Here is a 22,178-nt window from a genome sequence, read left to right on the forward strand (position 1 = left end):
GAGGATTGAGGCTACTCGGGCGCCACGGCAGGGTCAAAATGCCGCTGGCGCCGCCCGGACGCCCGGTTCTACGACCGGCCGCTGCCCCTCGCGCCGCCTGCGATCGAGCCGGAGGTAGAGGGCCGCCGAGAGCACCACCCCGGCGATCGTGAGCAGCCCACCGCCCAGCAGCGTCCAGCGTGCGCCGTACTCCTGGCCGATCCAGCCGATGATGGGAGCACCGACGGGCGTGCCGCCCATGAAGATCATCAGGTAGAGGGCCATCACCCGCCCGCGGACGCCGGCGTCGGTGTGGAGCTGCATGTAGGTGTTGGCGCTGGTGATGAACGTCAGCGCGGTGAGGCCCGTGACCGGCGCGAGCAGCGCGAAGGTCAGGTAGGAGGGCATCAACCCGGCCAGCATCACCGAGGCGCCGAAGGCCAGGGCGGCCCCCACCACGAGGCGGTGGCGCACCTGGGTGCGGCGGGCGGCGAGCAGCGCGCCCGTCAGCGACCCGACGGCGAGGAAGGTGCCGAGGAGGCCGAACTCCTCGGGCCCCTTGCCGAACACCTCCGTCGCCATGAGCGCCGAGGTGATCTGGAAGTTGAGGCCGAAGGTGCCGGCGAAGAACACCAGGCCGAGGACGAGCAGCAGGTCGGGGCGCGCCCGCACGTAGGCCACGCCCTCGCGGATCGCGCCGGGTCCGCGGTCGGCGGGCGCCGCTGCGTCGATGCGGCTGGCGTCGAGGTGGCGCAGCGACCAGATCGGGGCGGCGTACGACACCGCGTTGAGGAGGATGACCCACCCAGTCGCCACCGCTCCCCCGCCGAAGGCGGCGATGAGGACGCCGGCCAGGCCGGGGCCGACGAGGCGGGCGGCATTGAAGCTGGCGGAGTTGAGGCCGACTGCGTTGGTGAGATCACCGGGCTCGACGAGCTCGGAGACGAAGGACTGGCGGGCGGGTGCGTCGAACGCCGAGGCGGAACCGAGGAGGAAGGCCAGGACGTAGACGTGCCACACCTCGGCGACGCCGGTGACGGCGAGGACGCCGAGGACGGCGGCGGGCAGCGCCATGCCCAGGTTGGTGAGCTGCAGCAGGCGCTGCTTGGGCACGCGGTCGGCGACCAGGCCGGCGAACGGCGTCAGCAGCAGGAACGGCAGGAACTGGAGCCCGGTCGTGATGCCGAGCGCGGTGGCGCCGGACCCGACGGCGAGCTCGAGCACCAGCCAGTCCTGGGCGACGCGCTGCATCCAGGTGCCGGTGTTGGACACGACGCCGCCGGCTGCGTAGCGGCGGTAGTTCGGGTTGGAGAGGGAGCGGAACGTGGGACTCGTGGTGACTCCTCAGTCGGTCATCGGTCAGGTGGTCAGTCGGCGACGGCGAGCCGGGCCAGGATGGGGGCCGCGTCGCGGAGGGTGGCGCGCTCGGCCGGCGTGAGCTCGGCGAGGCGCCTGGAGAGCCAGGCGTCGCGGCGCTGGCGGTCGGCCAGCACGGCCGCGCGGCCGGCGTCGGTGAGCGAGACGACGACCTGGCGCCCGTCGGTCTCGTGGGGGCGCCGCTCGACGTAGCCGTCGGACTCGAGGCAGTTGACCGTGCGGGTCATCGACGGCGGCTGGACGCGCTCGGCGCGGGCCAGGTCGCCGACCGTCTGGTCGCCCATCCGCACGAGCAGGCCCAGCACCACCATCTGCGGGATGCTCAGGTCGTTGTCGGGGTGGCGCTCGGAGACGAGGCGGCGGCGCAGGCGCATGACACCGGCCCGGAGCTCGGAGGCGAGCCCGGCGTCGGTGCGGAGGTCGGCGGTCGGCATGTCGTTAGCGTAACTCATTACTTCTGCTAACTATTCCGCCGTGCACAGCCGTTCAGCGATCCCCGGCTGGCCGGGGATCGCTGAACTTGTCAGGCCGTGCACGGGCCGACAGGTTACGGAGCGGCCGGCTGGCCGGGGATCGCTGAACTGGGTGGGCGATCGCTGAACTTGTCAGGTGTTCCCTGATCTGAAGGGGCGGTCAGGAGAGCCAGCCGCTGATGGGCGTGTAGGCGAAGTAGACGACGAACAGGGCGGCCACGACCCACATGAGCGGGTGGACCTCGCGGGTCTTGCCCACGACGACCTTGATGAAGACGTACGCCACGAAGCCGGCGCCGATGCCGACCGAGATCGAGTAGGTGAACGGCATGAGGACGACGGTGAGGAAGGCCGGGATGGCCACCTCGAGGTCGCGCCAGTCGATCTCGGTGACCTGCTGCATCATCAGGAAGCCCACGAGCACCAGCGCCGGGACGGCAGCCTCCGAGGGGATCGCCGCGACGAGAGGCGTGAAGAAGGTGGCGAGCAGGAACAGCGCGCCGGTGACGACGGAGGCCAGGCCGGTGCGGGCACCCTCCCCGACGCCCGAGGCGCTCTCGATGTACGACGTGTTGGACGAGACGCCGGCGGCGCCGCCCGCGATCGCGGCGACCGAGTCGACGACCAGGATGCGCTGGGCACCCGGCGGGGTGCCCTCCTCGTCGTTGAGGCCGGCCTCGGCGCCGATGGCCGTCATGGTGCCCATCGTGTCGAAGAAGTCGGCCAGCAGCAGGGAGAAGACGAGGAGCAGCGCGGCCAGCACACCGGTGCCGGCGCTGCCGAAGGCACCGAAGAGGTCGACCTCGCCCAGCGTGTCGAAGGACGGCAGGCCGACGACGTCACCGCTGAGGGTCGGCACGCTGAGCGACCAGCCCTTGGGGTTGTCGGCCGAGGCCGCGCCGAGGTTGCCGACGGCCTCGACCACGACGGCGACCACGGTGGTCACGAGGATCGAGATGAGGATCGCGCCCCGCACCTTGCGCACCCAGAGCGCGACCATGAGCGCCAGGCCGAGGCAGAACACCAGGACCGGCCACCCACCGAGGTGGCCGTCCGCGCCGAGCTGGACCGGCACCGTGGTCTGGAAGGCGTCCGGGATGCGGGTCACGACGCGGGCGTCGACGAAGCCGATGAGGGCGATGAACAGGCCGATGCCGACCGAGATGGCGACCTTCAGCTGCTGGGGCACGGCGTGGAAGACAGCCTTGCGGAAGCCGGTGAGCACCAGCACCAGGATGACGATGCCCTCGAGGACGACGAGTCCCATCGCCGCGCCCCACGTGGACTGCCGGGCGATGGTGTTGGCGACGAACGCGTTGAGCCCCAGGCCGGTGGCCAGCGCGAGCGGGAAGTTGGCGAACCCGCCCATGGCGATCGTCAGCACGCCGGCGACCAGCGCCGTGCCTGCGGCGATGGCCGGGATGCCGCTGCCCGGCTCGGCGCCACCCCCGAGGAAGGCGCCCGTCGAGTCGGGCACGAAGCCGAGGATGAGCGGGTTGAGCACGATGATGTAGGCCATCGTCAAGAAGGTGACGACGCCGCCGCGGACCTCGCGGCCGACGGTCGAGCCGCGCTGGCTGATCCGGAAGTAGCCGTCGAGGCCGGAGCCCTGCGGTCGCTGTCGCTGTGTCTGCGTCTGGTCGCTCACAGGACCGCAGTGTGGCACGACTGCGTCACGCCCGTCTTTCGTGCGTTCGCCCGCGTGTAGCGTGAGCGCGTGGACCTGGGTGACGAGCAGCCGACGAAGCACGAGATCGGGCGCCGCACCTACATCGTGGCGCAGGTCGAGCCGCTCGACGTCGACGGCGTACGCACCACCGAGGTCGGCACCGCGCTGTGGCTCCTGGGCTTCCTGGGCCTGCTGCCGTTCTGGGGCGCCCTCGAGGACAGCGGCCGCACGTGGTGGCTGTGGACCTGCCTCGCCGGCTTCGGCCTGGGCCTGTGCGGCCTGGAGTACTGCCGTCGCCGGCGCAAGGAGCGGGCCGCGCAGCAGGCCGTCCAGTGACCACCGCAAAGACGCGCTGGGAGCTCGCCGGCGAGGACAACCGCGGCTACGGCCTCCACTTCGCGGACCTCGTCGAGCAGGGCGCGGACGTCGCCGGCGAGGCCCGGCTGGCCGACGCCCTGGTCCCCCGCGGTGCCCGGGTCGTCGACATCGGGTCGGGGATGGGCCGTATCGCTGCGGCGCTGGCGGAGCGGGGCCACGAGGTCGTCGCCACCGAGCCCGACCCGGCGCTACGGGCCCAGTCGCGAGCGACGTACGTCGACCTCGAGGTCCTCCCCCACGACGCGCTGGCCCTCGACCCCGCCGAGGTCGGCACGTTCGACCTCGCAGTGCTCGTCGGCAACGTGATGGTCTTCCTCGCCGAGGGCACCGAGCGGTCGGTGCTGGCGCGGGTGCGCGACCTGCTCGCTCCGAACGGGCGCGCACTGGTCGGCTTCCACCTGCAGGCGGTCAAGGCCGGCAGCCGCACCTACCCCGCCGGCGAGTTCGTCGCCGACGTGGAGTCGGCCGGGCTGCGGGTGGTCCACCGGTTCGGCAGCTACGAGCTGCACGAGCCGGTCGACGACTACGCCGTGTGGGTGCTGGCGAGGACCTAGAAGGTCTCGAGCTCGTCCTCGACCAGGGTGTCGTGCACGTGGTCCGGGAGCGGGAGGGGCTGCTGCTTGCGCGCGAGCTTGACCTCGGAGTGCGCACCGCACCCGTGGTCGAAGGTGACGACGCGGCCGTCGTCGTTGGCGTTGCCGTTGGCGCAGACACCGAAGCGCTCGGACAGCGAGCCGTTGAGCCGCACCAGGAAGCCGCACGACCAGCAGGTGTCAGGAGCGCTCTTGGCCAGGGGCGAGTCGGGTCCGCCGGGGCCGGCGTACCAGCGCTCCGCGGCCATGTCGATGCCCTCGCGGCTCAGGGTCCGGACGCGGCCCAGGCCGAGGTCCTCGGCGACCCGGCGCACCTGGGCACGGGCGTCGGCGTCGAGGGGCGTGTCGAGCGGGTCGTCGCCGACGAGGTAGGTCGGGACCAGGCGCACGTCCTCGTCCTCGACGGGCAGCAGGTCGCCGGGCGAGAGGTCGCCGGGCTGGAGCCGCTCCTTGTAGGGCACCCAGTCGGGGGCCACGATCGCCTCGTCGCCGGGCAGCAGGACCACCTCGTTGACGGTGAGGTCCTTGCCGCGCTTGGCGCGGGTCATCGTGACCGACCAGTACCAGCCGGGGTAGCCCGGGCGGGTGCAGGCGAAGTGGTGGGTGACGACCCGCTCCCCCTCGGCACGCGCGCCGAGGTGGTCGCCGAGGTCGGTCGGCTCCGCGACCTCGAGGACGACGCTGCGCGCCAGCTCGACGGCCTTGGCGAGGACCGAGTCGGGCTTGCCGGCACGCGTGGGGAGAGCGATCACCAGCGCATCATGGCAAACAGCCGGTGGTCCTGTCCCGTCGGGGGACCCGGGCGGACCCGACCTGCGGGTGTCGGGCGCCGGCGTCGGGGCGGTAGGCCAAGATGGTCCCGTGACCTCCGACCGTCCCGATCCCGCCGCGGGGCCGCAGTCGGGGCGGTCCGAGACGGCCACCGACGCACCCCGCGCGAGTGCCCCCACGCCTCCCTCGGGCGCCGTACGACGCTCGCTCGCCGGGGCGGCGCGGGGAGCCCGGGCCGCCGGTCGTGGCGCAGGGACCGCCGGGCAGTTCGCGGTCACCCAGGCGCGGCGGGCCACCCGCGCGGAGGGAGCAGGCGACTCCGGGCTCTCCCGCCTGATCGAGCTGCACGCCTTCAACGCCGCCGGCGACGCCGCGGTCGCGATCTCGCTCGCCGGCACCTTGTTCTTCCAGGTCCCGACCGGCGAGGCACGCGGCCAGGTCGCCCTGTTCCTGGGCCTGACGATGCTGCCGTTCGCGATCGTGGCGCCGCTCATCGGGCCGTTCCTCGACCGCTTCAGCCACGGCCGGCGGTGGGCGGTCGGCGCGACGATGGCGATCCGCTGCTTCCTCTGCTGGGTGCTGGCGACGGCTGTGGTCACCGAGTCCGACTGGCTGTTCCCCGCCGCGCTCGGGTGCCTCGTCGCGTCGAAGGCGTACGGCGTCGCACGCGCCGCCGCGGTGCCGCGGCTGCTGCCGCCCGACCTGACGCTGGTCAAGGCCAACGCCCGCGTCTCCCTCGCGGGCATCGTGGGCGCCGGGCTGTCCGCCCCGCTGGCGATCCTCGCCTCCACCTTCGGTCCGGAGTGGTCGCTGCGCTACGGCTTCCTCGTCTTCGTGCTCGCCACCATCTGGGCCATCCGGCTGCCGGAGAAGGTCGACGCCAGCCAGGGCGAGGGCGAGCTGGTGCTGACGGGTCCGACCGAGGCGGGGCGCACCGGTCGTCGCCCGCGCACCCGCATCCCCGCGGCCGTGGCGTTCGCGCTGCGCGCCAACTGCGGACCGCGGTGGTTCTCCGGCTTCCTGACGATGTTCATGGCGTTCCTGCTGCGCGACAACCCGATCGGCGAATGGCGGCCCGAGGTGCTGCTCGGGCTCGTGATCGGCGCGGCCGGCCTCGGCAACACCCTCGGCATCACCATCGGGTCGCTGATGAGACGCCTCAACCCGGCCGTGACGGTGGTGCTCGCCCTGCTGGCCGACGTCGTCGTCGCGACCCTGGCGGCGGTGTTCTACGGGCTGGTCACGCTCGTGCTGCTCGGCCTGACGGCGGGTCTCGCGCAGGCGCTCGCCAAGCTGTCGCTCGACTCGACGATCCAGCGCGACATCCCCAGCCGCATCCAGGCCAGCGCGTTCGCCCGCTCCGACACGACCCTGCAGCTGGCGTGGGTCATCGGCGGCTTCGTGGGCATCGCGATGCCGCTGATGCCGCAGCTCGGCCTCGGGATCGCGGCCGGGGTCCTGGGGCTGTGGGCGTCCTTCGTGCTGCTCAGCCGCTCGGGCCGGGTGTCGCGACCGGCCCGCACCTGACGACGTACGACGTGTCGCCTCAGGCGTCGAGCTCGTCGGCGAGGGCGCGGAGCACCTTCGCCGTGCCGCGCGCGGCCGCGCGCTCGGGGTGCCGGCCCCGGCGGTAGGTCTCCTCGACGCCCTCGAGCATCTTGATGAGGTCCTCGACGATCGTCACCATCGCCTCGGGCTGCTTGCGCTGGGCGTTGCGCTGGTTGCGTGCGACGGAGGCCGGAGCGTCGACGATGCGCACCTGCAGCGCCTGGTCGCCGCGGCGGCCCTGGGCGATGCCGAACTCGACCTTGGTGCCGGCCTTGAGCGTGGTCGTGCCCTCGGGCAGCGCGTCGGCGTGCACGTAGACGTCCGGACCGTCCTCCTGCGACAGGAAGCCGAAACCCTTCTCCGCGTCGTACCACTTCACCTTGCCACTCGGCACGGTCCACCCCTCAGCTCTGCGCTCGGCGCCGCGTGGAACCACGCGGCGGGCACAGGATAGGGGGCCGCCGCAGGGACGGACCAACGGGTTGTCACCCGGGGGGCTTTGATTTGGTGACGCCCCTGCTGGGACCATGGGAGGCTCGGGGGTCCCACCGCGGGGGCGGAGGGCGACACGGACGACGAGGCGGGAGACACGCGTGCGCACACGACGGACGAGACGGTTCCTCGGCCACTGCGCGCTCGCGCTCGCCCTGGGACTGTCCGTGACTGCCGTGGCGCCCGGCACCGCGACCGCCGACGACGTCCCTGCGCCTGCACCGGGCGAGCTCGTCCTCGTGACCCTCACCGGCGCCGGTACGTCCGCCGGGCGCGCCGAGGCGCCCGAGCTGCTGGCGGAGCAGGACGCCGTGCTGACCGCCATCGGTGCGGGCGAGCCCGTCTACCGCTGGACCACCGCGCTCAACGGCTTCGCCACCCGGCTGACCGAGGAGCAGCTGACCGCCCTCGACGACCAGGCCGACGTCGCCTCGGTCGAGGCCGACACGATCCGTCCGCTGGCCGGTCGCACCTCGCTCGCAGCCGTCCGCGGTGCCTCTGCCAGCCCCCGCCTGCGGGGCGGGGCCGGAGTCGTGGTCGGCGTCGTCGACTCGGGCATCGCGCCGGAGTCGCCCGCCTTCGCCGAGGTCCCCGGCCTCGGCGCCGATCCGGAGGCCTTCGCCGGTGCGTGCGTGGAGGGCGACGGCTGGACCGCCGACGACTGCACCCGCAAGATCGTCGGCGCCCGCTGGTACGTCGACGGCTTCGGCGCCGAGCGGGTGCGGTCGTCGGAGTCGTTGTCGCCCCGCGACGCCCTCGGCCACGGCACGCAGGTCTCCTCGGTCGCGGCCGGCAACGCCGGGGTCAGCGTGCGGGTCGACGACCGCGACGCCGGCTTCTTCGGCGGTGTGGCCCCGCAGGCCCGGATCGCCGCCTACAAGGCCTGCTGGGGGGCTCCCGACCCCGCGGACGACGGCTGCTCGACCGCTGACGTCGTCTCGGCGGTCGACGCCGCGGTCGCCGACGGCGTCGACGTCCTGAGCCTCGCGCTCTCGGGTGGAGAGCGCATCGACACCCTCCAGATGGCGCTCCTCGGCGCGGCCGAGGCCGACGTGGTCGTCATCGGCGCCTCCGGCAACGCAGGCAGGTCGGCCTACGCCGCCCACGCCGGGCCGTGGGTCGCGACCGTCGGCGCTGCCGTGGGCCGCATGTCACGAGCACGCCTCACCCTTCCCGGAGGCCGGTCGTGGGCCGGCGGCGGGCGCCCGTCGGAGGTGAGGGGCCGCACCGTGCTGGCGCAGGACGCAGCGGCGCCGGGTGCGTCGCGGCGGGCCGCCGCGCAGTGCCGGCTCGGGGCCCTCGACTCGCGCCTGGTCGCGGACCGGGTGGTGGTCTGCCAGCGCGGGGCGATCGGGCGCATCGACAAGTCCGAGGCCGTCGCGCAGGCGGGCGGTCGAGCCATGGTCCTGGTCAACCGTCGTCCCGGCTCCGTCACCGCGGACCTCCACTCCGTGCCCACCGTCCACCTGTCGGCGTCCGCCGGGCGGTCGTTCAGCCGCTGGGTGTCGCGTCACCCCGACACCCGGGTCACGGTGTCGCGGGTCGCCGGCGACCCCGGCACCCGTCGTACGGCCCGGTGGAGCGCCGCGGGCGACCCGCGCGGGATCACGGTCAAGCCCGACGCGGTGGCCGACGGGGACGCCGTGCTGGGTGCCCTGCCGGACTCCACCGGCCGCTCGTGGGGCGTCTTCAGCGGCAGCTCGGCAGCCACCGCCCATGCCAGCGGGCTGGCAGCGCTGACCCTCGGCCAGCACCCCGAGTGGTCGGCCTCGGTGGTCCGGTCGCTCCTGGTGACGTCGGCGCGACCCGTCGTCGGTTCGTCGGTCCTGGAGCAGGGGGCCGGCGCACTCCCCAACCAGGCCCCGACCGCCCACCTGGCCCTCGACGTGGCCCCCGAGCAGTGGCGCCGTGCCGTACGCCGCCACCGTCTCGCGCGCCTCAACACGAGCTCGCTCCTGATGCCGGCGCAGCAGCGCCGCGCGGTGCGCACGGTGACCAACGTCGGCACCCGCCCCGAGTACTTCTCCGTCACCGCTCGCGGCTTCACCTCCCACCGCGTGCGCGTGCAGCCGCTGGCCGTACGCCTCGCGCCCGGCGAGTCGGCCGACTTCACCGTCACGGTGTCCGGCCCCGCTGCTCCTGGCCGGCTCGACGACGGCATGCTCGTGTGGCTGGGCGCTCGCGGAGGCGTCACCCGCGTGCCGGTCGCGCTGACCCGCTGATGACGACGGGCCGCCGCCCCCGGAGGGACGACGGCCCGTGCCGGACGTGACGGGGCTCAGTCCTGCAGTACCCGGTCGTGGCGCAGCGAGCTGGCCTTGGTCTCCTGCGCGACCAGCACGGCGATGATCGTGATGGCCGACGCGATGGTCATGTAGATGGCCACCTTCGGGACGTTGCTGACCCCGGCGCTGGCGTCGCCGAGCAGCTCGATGGCGATGATCGGGGCGAGGGCGCCGGCGAAGATCGAGGCGAGCTGGTAGCCGACCGAGGCGCCGGTGTAGCGGACCGAGGTGCCGAACAGCTCGGAGAAGAACGCCGCCTGCGGCGCGTACATCAGTGCGTGCAGGACCAGGCCGACGACGATCGCGAGGATGATCTTGCCCTCGGACCGGGACGCGATCAGGTCGAAGAAGACCCATGACCACGCAGCGACACCGACGGCGCCGACGAGGTAGAGCGGGCGACGTCCGACGCGGTCGCTGAGCGCACCGACCAGCGGGATGGTCACGAAGTGCACCACGGAGCCGATGAGCAGCGCCTTGAGGATGAGCGACTTGTCGTCGGCGGTGCCGGCGTAGATGGTGAGGAACGAGATCGAGATGATCGTGAACAGGTAGTAGGAGATGTTCTCGGCCATGCGCATGCCCATGGCGACGAGGACCTCCTTGGGGTACTTGCGGAACACCTCGACCAGCGGCAGGTGCGGGGTCTCCTTGGTCGCGAGCTCGGCCTTGGCCTCGGCGAAGACCGGCGACTCCTCGATCGACAGGCGCACCCACAGACCGACGCCGACCAGCACGGCGCTCAGCAGGAACGGCACGCGCCAGCCCCAGGACTCGAAGGCCGCGTCGGACTGCACGGCCGCGAGCACCCACAGGACGCCGGTGGCGAACAGGTTGCCGAGCGCCACGCCGGCCTGCGGCCAGGAGGACCAGAAGCCGCGCTGGGAGTCGTCACCGTGCTCGGCGGCCATGAGGACCGCCCCGCCCCACTCGCCACCGACCGCGAAGCCCTGGAGCAGGCGGCACGTCAGGAGCAGCAGCGGCGCGGCGACGCCGATGGAGGCGTACGTCGGCAGCAGGCCGATGGCGAAGGTCGCGATGCCCATCAGGAAGAGCGAGGCGACCAGCATCTTCTTGCGGCCGACCTTGTCGCCGAAGTGCCCGAAGACGATGCCGCCGAGCGGCCGCGCGACGAAGCCCAGGGCGTAGGTGCCGAAGGCGAGCAGCGTCGCGGTGGCCGGCTCGCTCTCGGGGAAGAACAGGGTGCCGAAGACCAGGGCAGCGGCGGAGCCGTAGAGGAAGAAGTCGTACCACTCGACGGCGGTCCCGATCAGCGAGGCGAAGACGACCTTCACGATGCTGGTGCGCTCCGGCTCGGTGCCGGGCGCGCCGCGCCCGGCGGCGCTGGTGGTTTCGGTGCTCATCACGTGCCTTTCATGGGGGACTCAGGGATGCGGAGACGGGCGGGAGCTCAGGCTGCGGTCCAGCCGCCGTCGAGGGAGAGCGAGGACCCGGTCATCGAGGTCGCGGCCGGGCTGCACAGGAAGGCCACCGCGTCGGCGACCTCCTCGGGCTCGACGAGCCGCTTGAGCGGGGTGCGGGCGAGCAGGACGGTGTCGAGGACCTCGTCCTCCGCGATGCCGTGGGAGCGGGCCTGGTCGGCGAGCTGCCCCTCGACCAGCGGTGTGCGGACGTAGCCGGGGCACACGGTGTTGCTCGTGACGCCCTTGTCGGCCGCCTCGAGCGCGATGACCTTCGAGAGGCCCTCGAGCCCGTGCTTGGCGCTGACGTAGGCCGACTTGTAGGCCGACGCGCGGTGGCCGTGCACGCTGGAGACGTGGACCAGCCGGCCCCAGCCCCGGGCGTACATGCCCGGCAGGACGCGGCGCGCGAGCAGGAACGGCGCGTGCAGCATCAGCGCGTGGATGGTGCGGAACCGCTCGGGATCGAACTCCTCGACCGGGGCGACGTGCTGGATGCCGGCGTTGTTGACGAGGATGTCGACGTCGAGGTCGAGGTGGGTGATCGCCGCCTCGTCGGTGAGGTCGACGACGTGGGGCGTGCCGTGCACCTGCGCGGCGACCTTGGCGACACCCTCGTCGTCGCGGTCGAGCAGATGGACCTCGGCGCCGGCCGCGGCGAGCCTGGCGGCGACTGCCGCGCCGATGCCGCTGGCGGCACCGGTCACCAGGGCCCGCCGTCCGGTGAGGGCGGGCGGCGCGGAGGGGGTGGCGGTGGTCATGGGCCTCACCGTAGGGAGCGGAGTGACGCACGGCACATGGCCAGGGGCACCACAGTTGGATGCTAACCATGTGTCGGCGCCCCACTCCCGGGCGTCGGTCAGCCGTCCTGCAGGCGCGCGAGGCGGAGCGCGAGCTGGAGGTCGAGGGACCGCTCGGGCTCGCGCCAACCGGCCCCGAGGAGCTCGCCGACCCGCTCGAGCCGCTGCGTCACGGTGTTGGGGTGGACGTGCAGGGCGCTCGCCGTGTCCTTGAGGTGGCCGCCGCTGGCGAACCACTCCTCCAGGGTGGCCACCAGGCCGGTCCTCCGACGCTCGTCCCAGGCACGCACCGGCCCGATCGTCGCCTCGATGAACGCGGTGACGTGCTCGCGGTCGTTGTCGCCGAGCAGCAGGCGCGCGACCCCGAGGCCGGCGGGGTCGCTCACCGCGCCCCGGCGGCCGAGGCGCACCAACGTGTCGAGGCAGCGCCGCGCCTCGTCGTGAGCCGTCACCAGTCGGTCGCCGTGGAGCGCGTCGCTCGTGCCGGCGACCCCGACGGTCGCCACTCCCCCCAGCTCGGCAAGCGCGGCCCGTAGGTCGTCCCCGACCTGGCGCGGGTCCTCGCTCGGGACCACCACGACCACGGCGCCGCGGTGCTCGCCGGCGAGGCCGGAGCTGCGTCGCGCCAGGGCCACGGCGGCCCGGCTCGCGCGATGCCGGTCGGCCCCGTCGACGGTGGCAGCGGCCACGACGACCGGGCCGTCGAGGCTGGCACTGTGCCGGCTTACGCGGTCGCGCAGCCGCTCCCGCGAGGCGGGGTCGGACTCCAGCAGGTCGGCGAGCAGCTGGCCACCGAGGCGCTCCTCGGCGTCGGTGACCGAGCGGGCGAAGAGCAGCACCAGTGCGGTGACCAGCGCCCCGCGCTCGAGCGTACGACGACCCGCGAGGTCGAGCGGCTCGTCGCGGCGCAGGACCAGGTGGCGACGTGCTCGGTGCGGGCGAGGGCGGCCGCGACCAGTCCCGACCCGGTCGCCACCGACCGGCCCGAGGCCACCGCGTCGGCCACCGCGCCGGCCACCGCCGGGGAGGCGTCCGGCCGGTCCGGTCCGGCGTCCTCCCCCGCCAGCAGCTCCCCGGTCGGCGCCCAGACCGACACCGCGCCACCCAGCACGCCGGAGAGCACCTCGGCCACCTCGGCGACCCCTCCGCCGCCGATGAGCAGGTCGGTGAGCCGGTCGTGGGCGAGTGCCGCGGCGTCGACCGCCTCGGTGTGCCGGGTCAGGGAGCGGTTGGCCTCGTCGAGCTCGGCGAAGAGGCGGGCGTTCTCCAGGGCCACCACCGCGTGCGCGGCGAACGACGTGAGGAGGCTGACCTCCGACTGCGGGAAGCGGCGCACGGACCGGTGCACCGCGAGCAGGGCTCCGATCACGACGCCGTCGAGCACCAGCGGCACCCCGAGGATGGCGCGGATCTGCTCGCCCGCCACGGCCTCGTCGATGTAGCCCTGGTGGACGAACCGCTCGTCCGCGGCGTAGTCCTCGGTGAAGTAGGCCGCGCCCGTCTGCGCGACCAGACCCAGCAGACCGGTGCCGAGCGGCAGCCGCAGGGTCTGGAACTCACGGGTCAGCGCCCCGTCGGTGACCTTCATGTAGGACGCGCCGTCGCCCTCGTCGTTGAGCGAGAGGTAGGTCATGTCGCAGTGCAGCAGCTGGCGCGCGCGGCGCACGATCGCGGCGAGGATCGTGTCGACGTCGCGGATGGCGGTCAGGTCGGACGCCGTCTCGTAGAGCGCGGACAGCTCCGCCTCCCGCGACCGCATGCGGCTCATCAGGTCGCGCAGCCGGAGGGCGACGTCGTACTCCGTGCGCAGCCGGGCCGCCTCCGCCTCGTCCGCGCCCGTCTCACGCTGGGCGAGGTGCTCGTCGAAGGCGGTCAGCGGCGCCTCGTCGTAGAGCAGGTCCAGGAAGGTCGACACGTCGCCCATCCTGCCCCGTCGCGGCCTTGCCTGGCTCAGCCCTCCCGGGAGACGACCATCTCGCGGTCGCCGTAGACGAGCTTGTCGCCGTCGACCAGCGAGGCCGGCTTGCCGGGGGCGAGCTGGCGCGAGACGCCCTGGCGCACCAGCACCGTGCCGTTGGTCGAGCCGCGGTCCATGACCACGATCGTCCCGTCGGGGGCCGGGCCGAACTGGGCGTGCGTCTTCGAGACCGACATGTCGGCCGAGGCCAGCGGGATCAGGTGGGCCACCTGCTCCCCGGCGCGCGGCTCGGGACGACGCCCGACCAGTGCGAGACCGGCGATCACGAAGCTCTCGCCGTTGTCGAAGTGCACCCGCCAGCGCGGCGGGGCCATCGGCGTCCCCGGCGGCGGGCCCTGTCGCACCGGCTGCGCGGGCGGCGGCGACCACTGCTGCGGCGGCACCGGCGGCGTCTGCGCGGGTCGGGCCTGCGGCTGCGGCTGGGCGGGTTGCTGCACGGGTGCGGGAGCCGGGGGCGGGGTCGGAGCGGGGGCCGGAGCGGGCGTGGGCGTCGGGGTCGGTGCCGGTCGCGCGAGGTCGGCGGGGAGGGGCTGGCGACGCATGGAGTGCTCGGAGCGCTCGGGCGTCCTGACCTGCTCGACCGGCGGGGCCGGCACGAGCCGCATCGCGGTGAGGTTGACGATGTGGCGCGGGGCGTCGTCGGCAGCGGTGTCGTCGACCTCGACCACGGGACGTACGTCGACGACGACGGTGTGGGCGAGGTGGTCGTGCCAGCCGCGACGCTGCCGGCCGCGGTCCTCGACGGCCGTCCACGCCAGGGTGGCCACGCCGAGGCCGAAGGTGGGCAGCCCGGCCACGCCGAGCACGAGCGAGCGCAGCAGCGCCGGGCCGACCCCGATCGGGGTGCCCGTGCCGTGGTGCACCACGCGCAGTCCCGAGACCGCCTTGCCGGGCGACGTGCCGCTGACGCCCAGCACGACGGCGAGCACGAGCCAGACCAGCACGGTCGTGCCGGCCACGGCTCCGACGACGGTCCACAGGTCGTCGGAGACGAACAGGGCGGTCGCGACCCCGACCGCGGCGATGAGGCTCCACGCGAGGAGGCGGTCGACGGCGAAGGCCGCGAATCGCCGTTCGAGCTCGGCGACGGGGTAGGTCATGGCCTGGGGAGCGGCCTGCGGAACGGCCTGGGGGTGCTGGGTCACGGCTGGTCTCGGTGGGTGCTGGTCAGGGGTTGGTGACCTGGATGGTGACACCGTCGCCGAGGTCGAGGACGGCGCCGGGGATCAGGCTGACGGCGATGCCGGGCTTGAGCTCCTCGGGGTCGAGACCGGGCTGGGCCAGCACGGTGCCGTTGGTGGAGCCGAGGTCGGTGGCGATGGCGGAGCCGTGGTCGGCACCGGCCCCCGGCCTGATCTCGAGGTGGGTGGAGGAGATCTCCTGGTGCGGGCTGGGGACCGTGACGACGTGCGGCTGGTCATGGGAGGCGAAGCGACGGGCCTCGGGGGCGCGCCCCACGAGCACGGTGCGGTCGACGGCCACCACGTCACCGGTGGAGAAGACCAGCGAGGCGACCGGCTGCGCGACCACGTCGGGCGCGATCTCCTGGCCGGGGATGGGTGGGCGCTCGAAGTCGGCGACCGGGGCGCCCACCTGCGTCTGGCCGTCGCGGTCGGACCAGTCGTCCGCGACGACCGGGGTCTCGCCCGTCGGGGTCGGGTCGTCCTCCGGCGAGCCGAACTGCATCGGCGCGGCGGGGGCCTCGAGGTCGGTCACGGACGAGCGCTCCGGCTCGGCGTCCGGGGTCGGACCCGGCTCGGGCTCCGGCTCGGCGTCCGCGGCGGGAGCGACGGCGGGCTCCCCTGCGGCGGGCTCCTCGACGGAGACGGGTGCGGACGGCGTCCCGAACTCGACGGCCGAGACCCGGGCCAGGCCGGGGGTGAGGCGGTGGTCGGCGGATCCCTCACCGTTGAGCGTCACCCGGACGCTGGTGACGCCGGCCAGGACCTGCTCGGCCCACGTGGTGCCGGGCGCGGCGCTGAGGATCTCCTCGCCACCCGTCGATGAGACGGTCGCCGTCGGCGCACCGCGCACGATCAGTCGGGTCGAGTCGTCGTCGTGGGCGACGAGGGCGAAGTGGTCGAGGGAGGACAGGCCGCCCGCGAGGAGGGCGTCGAGCAGGGCCTCGGCCCCGGCGCCGGAGTCGGCGAGGTCCCACAACGTGGCCACCCGGCCGCGCTGGCTGCCCGGCAGCAGGACCGTCACCCGGTCGCCGACCACGGCGTACCAGTCCCCCGGCGCGAACCTGGCCTCAGTGCTCACAGTCGTCCCCCCAGCTTGGATTCGAGACTCTCGAGCTGGCGCCGGGAGTCGTAGGTCGCGTCCTTCACCAATCCCACCACATCGATGACGACCGCCGTGGCGTTGTCGCGACCTCCGGCGGCCACCGCCGCGCGCACCAGCGCGTCGGCCGCGTCGCGCGGATCGGCGACGGACTCGAGGATCTCCTCGATCTCCTCGTCCTCGATCATCCCGGTCACGCCGTCGCTGCAGAGCAGGAGGCGTTCGACCGACCCCAGGGGCAGGAGGAAGAAGTCGGGCTGGATGCCCTCCGGGCTGCCGAGCGCCCGGGTGATGACGTGCCGCTCGGGGTGGACCGAGGCCTCCTCGGCCGTGATGTGGCCCGAGTCGATCAGCTCCTGGACCACCGAGTGGTCCACGCTCACCTGCTCGAGGCGACTCTCGACGATGCGGTAGATGCGCGAGTCGCCGAGGTTGGCCAGGAGCCACTTGGTGGTGCCGTCGTCGACGACGAGGACCGCCACGACCGCGGTGGTGCCGGCGTGCCAGCCGGGGTGGAGCGCGCGGTGGGCGTCGCCGTAGTCGACGATCCGCGCCTGCGCACGGGCGAAGGCGTCGGCGACCAGCTCGGCACCTCGCCGGGGGTCGTAGGACTCGGCGAGGCGCTGGAACTCCTCGACGACCATCTGGCTCGCGACGTCGCCGCCGGAGTGGCCGCCCATGCCGTCGGCGACCACGAACACGGGAGGGGCGACGAGGTAGGAGTCCTCGTTGACCTTCCGCACCAGTCCGACGTCGGTCGACGCCCCGTGATGCAGATCAACGTCCAGCATGTCGGCCCTCTTCGCCCCGTGTCGAGATGTGGGGCCGCGGTGCCGGCCCGGCGAGTAGCGTAAGAGGGATGTCCAGTTCAGCGCGGACGACACCCGCACGCACCCTCGCCGACCAGCTGCGCAGCTGGCCGGACGAGCGGCTCGTGGCGCTGCTCAGGGCCCGTCCGGATCTCGCCACACCCGCCCCTCAGGATTCCTCGCAGCTGGCCTCGCGGGCTGCCACGCGCTCATCGATCCATCGCGCCCTCGACGGCCTGGACCGCCTCGAGCTTTCCGTGCTTGATGCCCTTCTGGTTGCAGGTCAAACCACTTCCGCCGACCTGATCTCGATCGTGCACGCCGACGAGGCCCGCACGGCTGCGGCCCTGCAGCGCCTGCTCGACCTGGCCCTCGCCTGGGAGGCGCCCGGCGGCGTGCGCGCGCTCACCGGTGTGGCCGACGCGATGCGGGGCATGCCGGGCCTGGTCAGCGGCCTGCGACCCTCCAGTCCCGAGCCCGCGCCGCCCGACGAGGTGGCGGCGCGGATCGCCGAGCTCACCCCGGCCGCGACCGCCCTGCTGCGCCACGTCGACGACCACGGCGGGGAGGGCACGACCGGTTCGGCGCGACGCACCGTGTCGCCGACGGAGGCCCGGTCGCCGGCCGAGGAGCTGATCAGCAGGCGCCTGCTCGTGCCCCGCGAGGGTGACGCCGTCGTGCTGCCGGGCGAGGTGGGCCTCGCCCTCCGCGGCGGTCGCACCACCCTGGAGCCGGTCGACGAGGTGCCTCCGCTGGCCACCGCGTCGCGCGACGCCTCGCTGGTCGCCCGGACGGCCGCGGGTGCGGCCTTCGACGTCGTACGACGCGTGGAGCTGCTGCTCGACCACTGGGGCGTGCAGCCGCCGAGCGTCCTGCGCAGCGGCGGGCTCGCCGTCCGCGACCTCAAGGCGGTGGCCCGCGAGCTGCACGTCGACGAGCCGGGGGCGGCCCTGGTCGTGGAGGTGGCGCTGACCGCCGGTCTCGTCGCGGAGGCGGCCGACACCGACGGCACCCCCTCCTGGTTGCCCACCGACGACTTCGACGTCTGGTCCGGCCTGCCGCTCGCGGAGCGGTGGGCCCGCCTGGTGGGCGGGTGGCTGACCAGCAGCCGGGTGCCGTCGTTGGTGGGGTCGCGCGACCCCGCCGGCAAGTCCTGGAACGCGCTCGCCCCCGAGCTCTCCAGCGGGCTCGCCGAGGAGGCCCGGCGGCTGGCGCTGCAGGTGCTGGCCGAGGTGCCCGACGGCGAGGTGCTCGCCGTGGGCACGGGCATCGCGTCGCTCGTGCAGCGCGTCGCCTGGCTGCGTCCGCGCCGCCCCACGGTCTTCGCCGACCTGGTCACCGCTGCGCTGTCGGAGGCGGCGGCGCTCGGGGTCACCGGCGCAGGAGGTCTCCCGTCCAGCGGTCGGCACGTCGCGGCGGGTGACCTGCCGGCGGCCGCCGAGGCGATCGCTCCCCACCTCCCCCGCCCGGTCGACCACGTCCTCCTCCAGGCCGACCTCACGGCCGTCGCCCCGGGTCCGCTCGAGACCGAGGTGGCCCGCCGCCTGCACCTGCTCGCCGACGTGGAGTCGCGCGGCGGCGCGACGGTCTACCGCTTCACCTCCGGCTCGCTGCGCCGCGGCTTCGACGCGGGGTTGTCGAGCGGTGAGGTGCGCGAGTTCCTCAGCACGGTGTCGCACACGCCGGTCCCCCAGCCGCTGGAGTTCTTGGTCGACGACGTCGCCCGCACCTTCGGCACCGTGCGGGTCGGGCACGCCGAGGCGTTCCTGCGCGCCGACGACGAGGCCGCCCTGGCCGCCCTCGTGCACGACCCACGGGGGCGGAGCCTGGGGCTGCGCCTGCTCGCCCCGACGGTCGCCATCGCCACCTCGCCACTCGACGTCCTGCTGCCCCGGCTCCGCGAGCTGGGTGCCGCCCCGGTCGTCGAGGCGGCCGACGGCACCGTCCGGGTGAGCCGCCCCGACCTGCAGCGCGCCCGCACCCGTCGCGGCCGCCGGCCCGCCGGCGCGGTGGCGGCGCGGCAGGCGGCGCAGGTCCAGGCCGTGGCGACGGCCATCCGCGTGGGCGACCGGGCCGAGTCGTCCCGGCCGGCCAGCGCCGAGGCGACCACGACCCCCTCCGGCGCGCTGGCCGCCCTGCGGGAGGCCATCGAGGCAGGCAGCACCGTGGTCATCGGCTACGTCGACAACCACGGCGCCAACGGCGAGCGCGTCGTCGACCCGCGCCGCCTCGACGGCGGTCGGCTGTCGGCGTACGACCACCGTGCCGACGACGTCCGCGAGTTCGCCGTGCACCGCATCACGGGCGTACGACACGCCTGACCGCCTGCGTGGCCGCCTCCGTACACTTGAAAGATGGACTTCATCCGGTACGCCGAGCGCGCGGCCGCGCTCGTCAACGCCGACCTGCACGACGAGGAGGCGCTGCGCGAGCACCTCGCCGGCCGCTCCTGGCTGCACCGCTCGGTGGTCGCGGGTGACGTCGAGTCCGTGCAGACGTTCCAGGCAGCGCTACGGCCCGTGTTCGAGGCCTCGGACGCCGACGACGTGGCGCTCGTCGTGAGCTCGATCAACGACCTGCTCGCCGAGCACCCCGTCACGCCGATGATCTCCGACCACGACCCCGACAACCTCCACATGCACGTGGCCAACCGGGCAGCGTCGGTCGCCGAGCTGCTGATCGGCGAGGCACTGATGGGGCTGGCCAACCTCGTCTGCGACCTCGGCGCCACCCGGCTCGGCACGTGCTCGGAGCCCCGGTGCGACCACGTCTTCGTCGACACCTCCCCCAACCAGTCGCGCCGCTACTGCTCCGACCGCTGCTCCTCGCGCGCCAACGTGGCGGCGTTCCGGGCACGACAGAAGGCCGGAGCCGCGAGCTGACCCGACGCGCTCAGCGCGGGAGGACGTGGAAGTCGACGAGCAGGGCCACGGGCATGCCGTGGCGGTTGCGTCCGATCATTGCCTCGTAGCCGTAGGGCCCGTCGCCGGGATCGACCCAGGCGCCGATCACGTCCCCGTCCACCTCGACCGGACGCAGGCCGTCGGGGACGTAGGGCCATGCCAGCTCGCCGGCCAGCTCGACCAGGTCGTCGACCCGGTCGCCGGCGACGAAGGCGGCGCACCCCTTGTCGATCGACAGGCGGAGGTCGCCGGGCATCGTCACCCAGTCGGCGACGCGCTCGAGACGCCCGACCACCGCCGCGCCACATGTCACGCGCTCGCCGGCGGGCGTCTCACGCCGCAGGACCGCCGCCTCCACCGGCTGCTCCTCGCCGCGCAGCTCCACGCGCACGTCGATCCCCTGCCACTCGAGCGACATCGGGTCGAGGGCAGCGACCGCACCGTGCGGGGTGCGGATGGGCGCGGAGACGAGCCGCTCGACCACGAGCTCGGCACCGCCCGGGGTCCGCACCGTGCCGCCGTACGGCAGCAGCTCGGCGGTCGTCATGCCCGACCTCAGCAGCGGGACGGGTCGGTCCTCGACCTCCTCCCCGGCGCTGAGCGGGCCGACTGCGTGGCCCCAGTCGTCGGGCAGACCGGCCGAGCGCTTGATGTCCGCGACCACCGCGGCGTACCACTCCAGCTCGTCGCCCACCGAGTCCCCCCTCGTCGTCTGCGCGATGGTGGCACAGGCGACTGGGTGCCGTCCGTAGAATCGTGTGGTGAACGACGGCCCCCTCATCGTCCAGTCGGACAAGACCCTGCTGCTCGAGGTCGACCACCCCTCGGCCGTCGAGGCCCGCAAGGCGATCGCGCCGTTCGCGGAGCTGGAGCGCTCCCCCGAGCACATCCACACCTACCGCCTCACGCCGCTGGGGCTGTGGAACGCCCGGGCCGCGGGCCACGACGCCGAGCAGGTCGTCGACGCGCTGCTGACCTGGTCGCGCTACGCCGTGCCGCACGCCCTCCTCGTCGACGTCGCCGAGACGATGGGCCGCTACGGCCGACTGCGGCTGGAGAAGCATCCCGTCCACGGACTGGTGCTGTCCTCGACCGACCGACCGGTGCTCGAGGAGGTGCTCCGGGCCAAGAAGGTGGCCGGGATGATCGGTGCGCGGATCGACGACGACTCGGTCGTGGTCCACCCCAGCGAGCGCGGCAACCTCAAGCAGGCGCTGCTCAAGCTCGGCTGGCCGGCCGAGGACTTCGCGGGCTACGTCGACGGCGAGGCGCACGACATCGACCTCGCCGAGGACGGCTGGACGCTGCGCCCCTACCAGCGCGAGGCAGCCGAGTCCTTCTGGGACGGCGGCTCGGGCGTCGTCGTCCTCCCGTGCGGCGCGGGCAAGACGATCGTCGGCGCCGCCTCGATGGCCCACGCCCGGGCGACCACGCTCATCCTCGTCACCAACACGGTGAGCGCGCGGCAGTGGAAGGACGAGCTGGTCGCGCGCACGTCGCTGACCGAGGACGAGATCGGGGAGTACTCCGGTGCCGTCAAGGAGGTACGCCCGGTCACCATCGCGACCTACCAGGTGCTGACGACGAAGCGGAAGGGCGTCTACCCGCACCTCGAGCTGCTCGACGCCCGCGACTGGGGCCTCATCGTCTACGACGAGGTGCACCTGCTGCCGGCCCCGATCTTCCGGATGACCGCCGAACTGCAGGCGCGTCGCCGCCTCGGCCTGACCGCCACGCTCGTGCGCGAGGACGGACGCGAGGGCGAGGTCTTCTCCCTCATCGGGCCCAAGCGCTACGACGCCCCGTGGAAGGACATCGAGGCCCAGGGCTACATCGCGCCCGCCGACTGCGTCGAGGTCCGGGTCAGCCTGCCCGACGGCGAGCGGCTCGCCTACGCCACCAGCGACCCTGACACCCGCTACCGCCTCGCCTCGTGCACCCACGCCAAGATCGACGTCGTACGACGCCTCGTGCAGCAGCACGCGGGCCAGCCGACCCTGGTGATCGGGCAGTACATCGACCAGCTCGACGAGATCGCCGAGATGCTCGATGCCCCGGTCATCAAGGGCGAGACCCCGGTCAAGGAGCGGCAGCGGCTGTTCAACGCGTTCCGCTCCGGGGAGATCGGCCTGCTGGTGGTCAGCAAGGTCGCCAACTTCTCCATCGACCTGCCGTCGGCCGAGGTGGCCATCCAGGTCAGCGGGTCGTTCGGCTCGCGCCAGGAGGAGGCCCAGCGGCTCGGGCGGCTGCTGCGGCCGAAGACCGAGGGACGCAGCGCGCACTTCTACACGATCGTCTCCCGCGACACCGTGGACGCCGACTTCGCGCAGAACCGGCAGCGGTTCCTCGCCGAGCAGGGCTACGCCTACCGGATCGTCGACGCGGGCGACCTGTCCGCGGAGCCGAGCTGAGCCGAGCC

At 73.6% G+C, this 22,178-nt stretch carries 19 protein-coding genes and 1 pseudogene; 7 read left to right on the plus strand and 13 right to left on the minus strand.

Annotated features, from left to right (window positions below; translation table 11 throughout):
• Positions 1–33: 33 nt before the first annotated feature.
• From HOO61_RS23015 to HOO61_RS23025, 3 genes and pseudogenes are all read right to left on the minus strand, one after another.
• Positions 34–1,290 (minus strand): annotated as a pseudogene (locus tag HOO61_RS23015) (MFS transporter); the annotation flags it as partial.
• Positions 1,291–1,346: 56 nt separating this feature from the next.
• Entirely contained in the window at positions 1,347–1,790 is a 444-nt protein-coding gene (locus tag HOO61_RS23020) for a MarR family winged helix-turn-helix transcriptional regulator (protein WP_253942733.1), read from the minus strand.
• A gap of 199 nt (positions 1,791–1,989) precedes the next feature.
• Positions 1,990–3,477, minus strand: coding sequence for an NCS2 family permease (locus tag HOO61_RS23025; protein WP_172262210.1), 1,488 nt, complete (start codon positions 3,475–3,477; stop codon positions 1,990–1,992).
• Between the two features lie 69 nt (positions 3,478–3,546).
• Here HOO61_RS23025 and HOO61_RS23030 point away from each other — a divergent pair, with 69 nt between their 5' ends.
• Entirely contained in the window at positions 3,547–3,834 is a 288-nt protein-coding gene (locus tag HOO61_RS23030; protein ID WP_367650288.1) for a DUF2530 domain-containing protein, read from the plus strand.
• Entirely contained in the window at positions 3,831–4,430 is a 600-nt protein-coding gene (locus HOO61_RS23035; protein ID WP_172262211.1) for a class I SAM-dependent methyltransferase, read from the plus strand. Before HOO61_RS23030 ends, HOO61_RS23035 begins: the two co-directional genes overlap by 4 nt.
• On the opposite strand, the gene HOO61_RS23040 is transcribed toward HOO61_RS23035, so the two are convergent.
• Positions 4,427–5,218 (minus strand): DUF3027 domain-containing protein, encoded by a 792-nt coding sequence (locus HOO61_RS23040; protein WP_172262436.1) that lies wholly within the window; start codon positions 5,216–5,218, stop codon positions 4,427–4,429. The two genes, HOO61_RS23035 and HOO61_RS23040, sit on opposite strands and share 4 nt — an antisense overlap.
• Positions 5,219–5,330: 112 nt before the next feature.
• Here HOO61_RS23040 and HOO61_RS23045 point away from each other — a divergent pair, with 112 nt between their 5' ends.
• Positions 5,331–6,767 carry an MFS transporter gene (locus tag HOO61_RS23045; protein WP_172262212.1) on the plus strand — a complete coding sequence of 479 codons (1,437 nt, stop codon included), beginning with the start codon at positions 5,331–5,333 and terminating at the stop codon, positions 6,765–6,767.
• Between the two features lie 19 nt (positions 6,768–6,786).
• Here HOO61_RS23045 and HOO61_RS24380 read toward each other — a convergent pair whose 3' ends face one another.
• Entirely contained in the window at positions 6,787–7,182 is a 396-nt protein-coding gene (locus HOO61_RS24380; RefSeq protein ID WP_172262213.1) for a cold-shock protein, read from the minus strand.
• Between the two features lie 199 nt (positions 7,183–7,381).
• On the opposite strand from HOO61_RS24380, the gene HOO61_RS23055 reads away from it, so the two are divergent.
• Positions 7,382–9,502: a S8 family serine peptidase gene (locus tag HOO61_RS23055; RefSeq protein WP_172262215.1), complete on the plus strand. Its 2,121-nt coding sequence runs from the start codon at positions 7,382–7,384 to the stop codon at positions 9,500–9,502.
• Between the two features lie 56 nt (positions 9,503–9,558).
• Here HOO61_RS23055 and HOO61_RS23060 read toward each other — a convergent pair whose 3' ends face one another.
• From HOO61_RS23060 to HOO61_RS23090, 7 genes are all read right to left on the minus strand, one after another.
• Positions 9,559–10,929 (minus strand): MFS transporter, encoded by a 1,371-nt coding sequence (locus HOO61_RS23060; RefSeq protein ID WP_172262217.1) that lies wholly within the window; start codon positions 10,927–10,929, stop codon positions 9,559–9,561.
• A 47-nt stretch (positions 10,930–10,976) separates the two neighbouring features.
• Positions 10,977–11,747: a 3-hydroxybutyrate dehydrogenase gene (locus HOO61_RS23065; protein ID WP_172262219.1), complete on the minus strand. Its 771-nt coding sequence runs from the start codon at positions 11,745–11,747 to the stop codon at positions 10,977–10,979.
• 98 nt (positions 11,748–11,845) lie between these two features.
• Positions 11,846–12,625, minus strand: a complete 780-nt coding sequence (locus HOO61_RS23070) for a helix-turn-helix domain-containing protein (protein WP_172262221.1) — start codon at positions 12,623–12,625, stop codon at positions 11,846–11,848.
• Positions 12,511–13,701 (minus strand): GAF domain-containing protein, encoded by a 1,191-nt coding sequence (locus tag HOO61_RS23075; protein ID WP_172262223.1) that lies wholly within the window; start codon positions 13,699–13,701, stop codon positions 12,511–12,513. The genes HOO61_RS23070 and HOO61_RS23075 overlap by 115 nt, the downstream gene beginning before the upstream one ends.
• A 35-nt stretch (positions 13,702–13,736) precedes the next feature.
• On the minus strand, positions 13,737–14,909 hold the full coding sequence (locus HOO61_RS23080; RefSeq protein WP_172262225.1) for an RDD family protein: 1,173 nt from the start codon (positions 14,907–14,909) through the stop codon (positions 13,737–13,739).
• A gap of 22 nt (positions 14,910–14,931) precedes the next feature.
• Positions 14,932–16,026, minus strand: coding sequence for an FHA domain-containing protein (locus HOO61_RS23085; protein WP_172262227.1), 1,095 nt, complete (start codon positions 16,024–16,026; stop codon positions 14,932–14,934).
• The gene (locus tag HOO61_RS23090; RefSeq protein ID WP_172262229.1) at positions 16,023–16,838 is read right to left on the minus strand and encodes a PP2C family serine/threonine-protein phosphatase; all 816 of its coding nucleotides are present in this window, start codon (positions 16,836–16,838) and stop codon (positions 16,023–16,025) included. The genes HOO61_RS23085 and HOO61_RS23090 overlap by 4 nt, the downstream gene beginning before the upstream one ends.
• 68 nt (positions 16,839–16,906) lie before the next feature.
• Between HOO61_RS23090 and HOO61_RS23095 the strand changes: the two genes are divergently transcribed.
• Entirely contained in the window at positions 16,907–19,177 is a 2,271-nt protein-coding gene (locus HOO61_RS23095) for a helicase C-terminal domain-containing protein (protein WP_172262231.1), read from the plus strand.
• Between the two features lie 33 nt (positions 19,178–19,210).
• A complete protein-coding gene (locus tag HOO61_RS23100; RefSeq protein WP_172262233.1) occupies positions 19,211–19,738 on the plus strand; it encodes a CGNR zinc finger domain-containing protein in 528 nt (175 codons plus the stop codon).
• Positions 19,739–19,748: 10 nt separating this feature from the next.
• Here HOO61_RS23100 and HOO61_RS23105 read toward each other — a convergent pair whose 3' ends face one another.
• Positions 19,749–20,453: a hypothetical protein gene (locus HOO61_RS23105; RefSeq protein WP_172262235.1), complete on the minus strand. Its 705-nt coding sequence runs from the start codon at positions 20,451–20,453 to the stop codon at positions 19,749–19,751.
• A gap of 67 nt (positions 20,454–20,520) precedes the next feature.
• Between HOO61_RS23105 and HOO61_RS23110 the strand changes: the two genes are divergently transcribed.
• The gene (locus tag HOO61_RS23110) at positions 20,521–22,170 is read left to right on the plus strand and encodes a DNA repair helicase XPB (protein ID WP_172262237.1); all 1,650 of its coding nucleotides are present in this window, start codon (positions 20,521–20,523) and stop codon (positions 22,168–22,170) included.
• Positions 22,171–22,178: the final 8 nt, after the last annotated feature.

The sequence above is a fragment of the Nocardioides sp. zg-1230 genome (genome assembly GCF_013155335.1).
In the GTDB taxonomy this organism is placed as follows: Bacteria; Actinomycetota; Actinomycetes; order Propionibacteriales; family Nocardioidaceae; genus Nocardioides.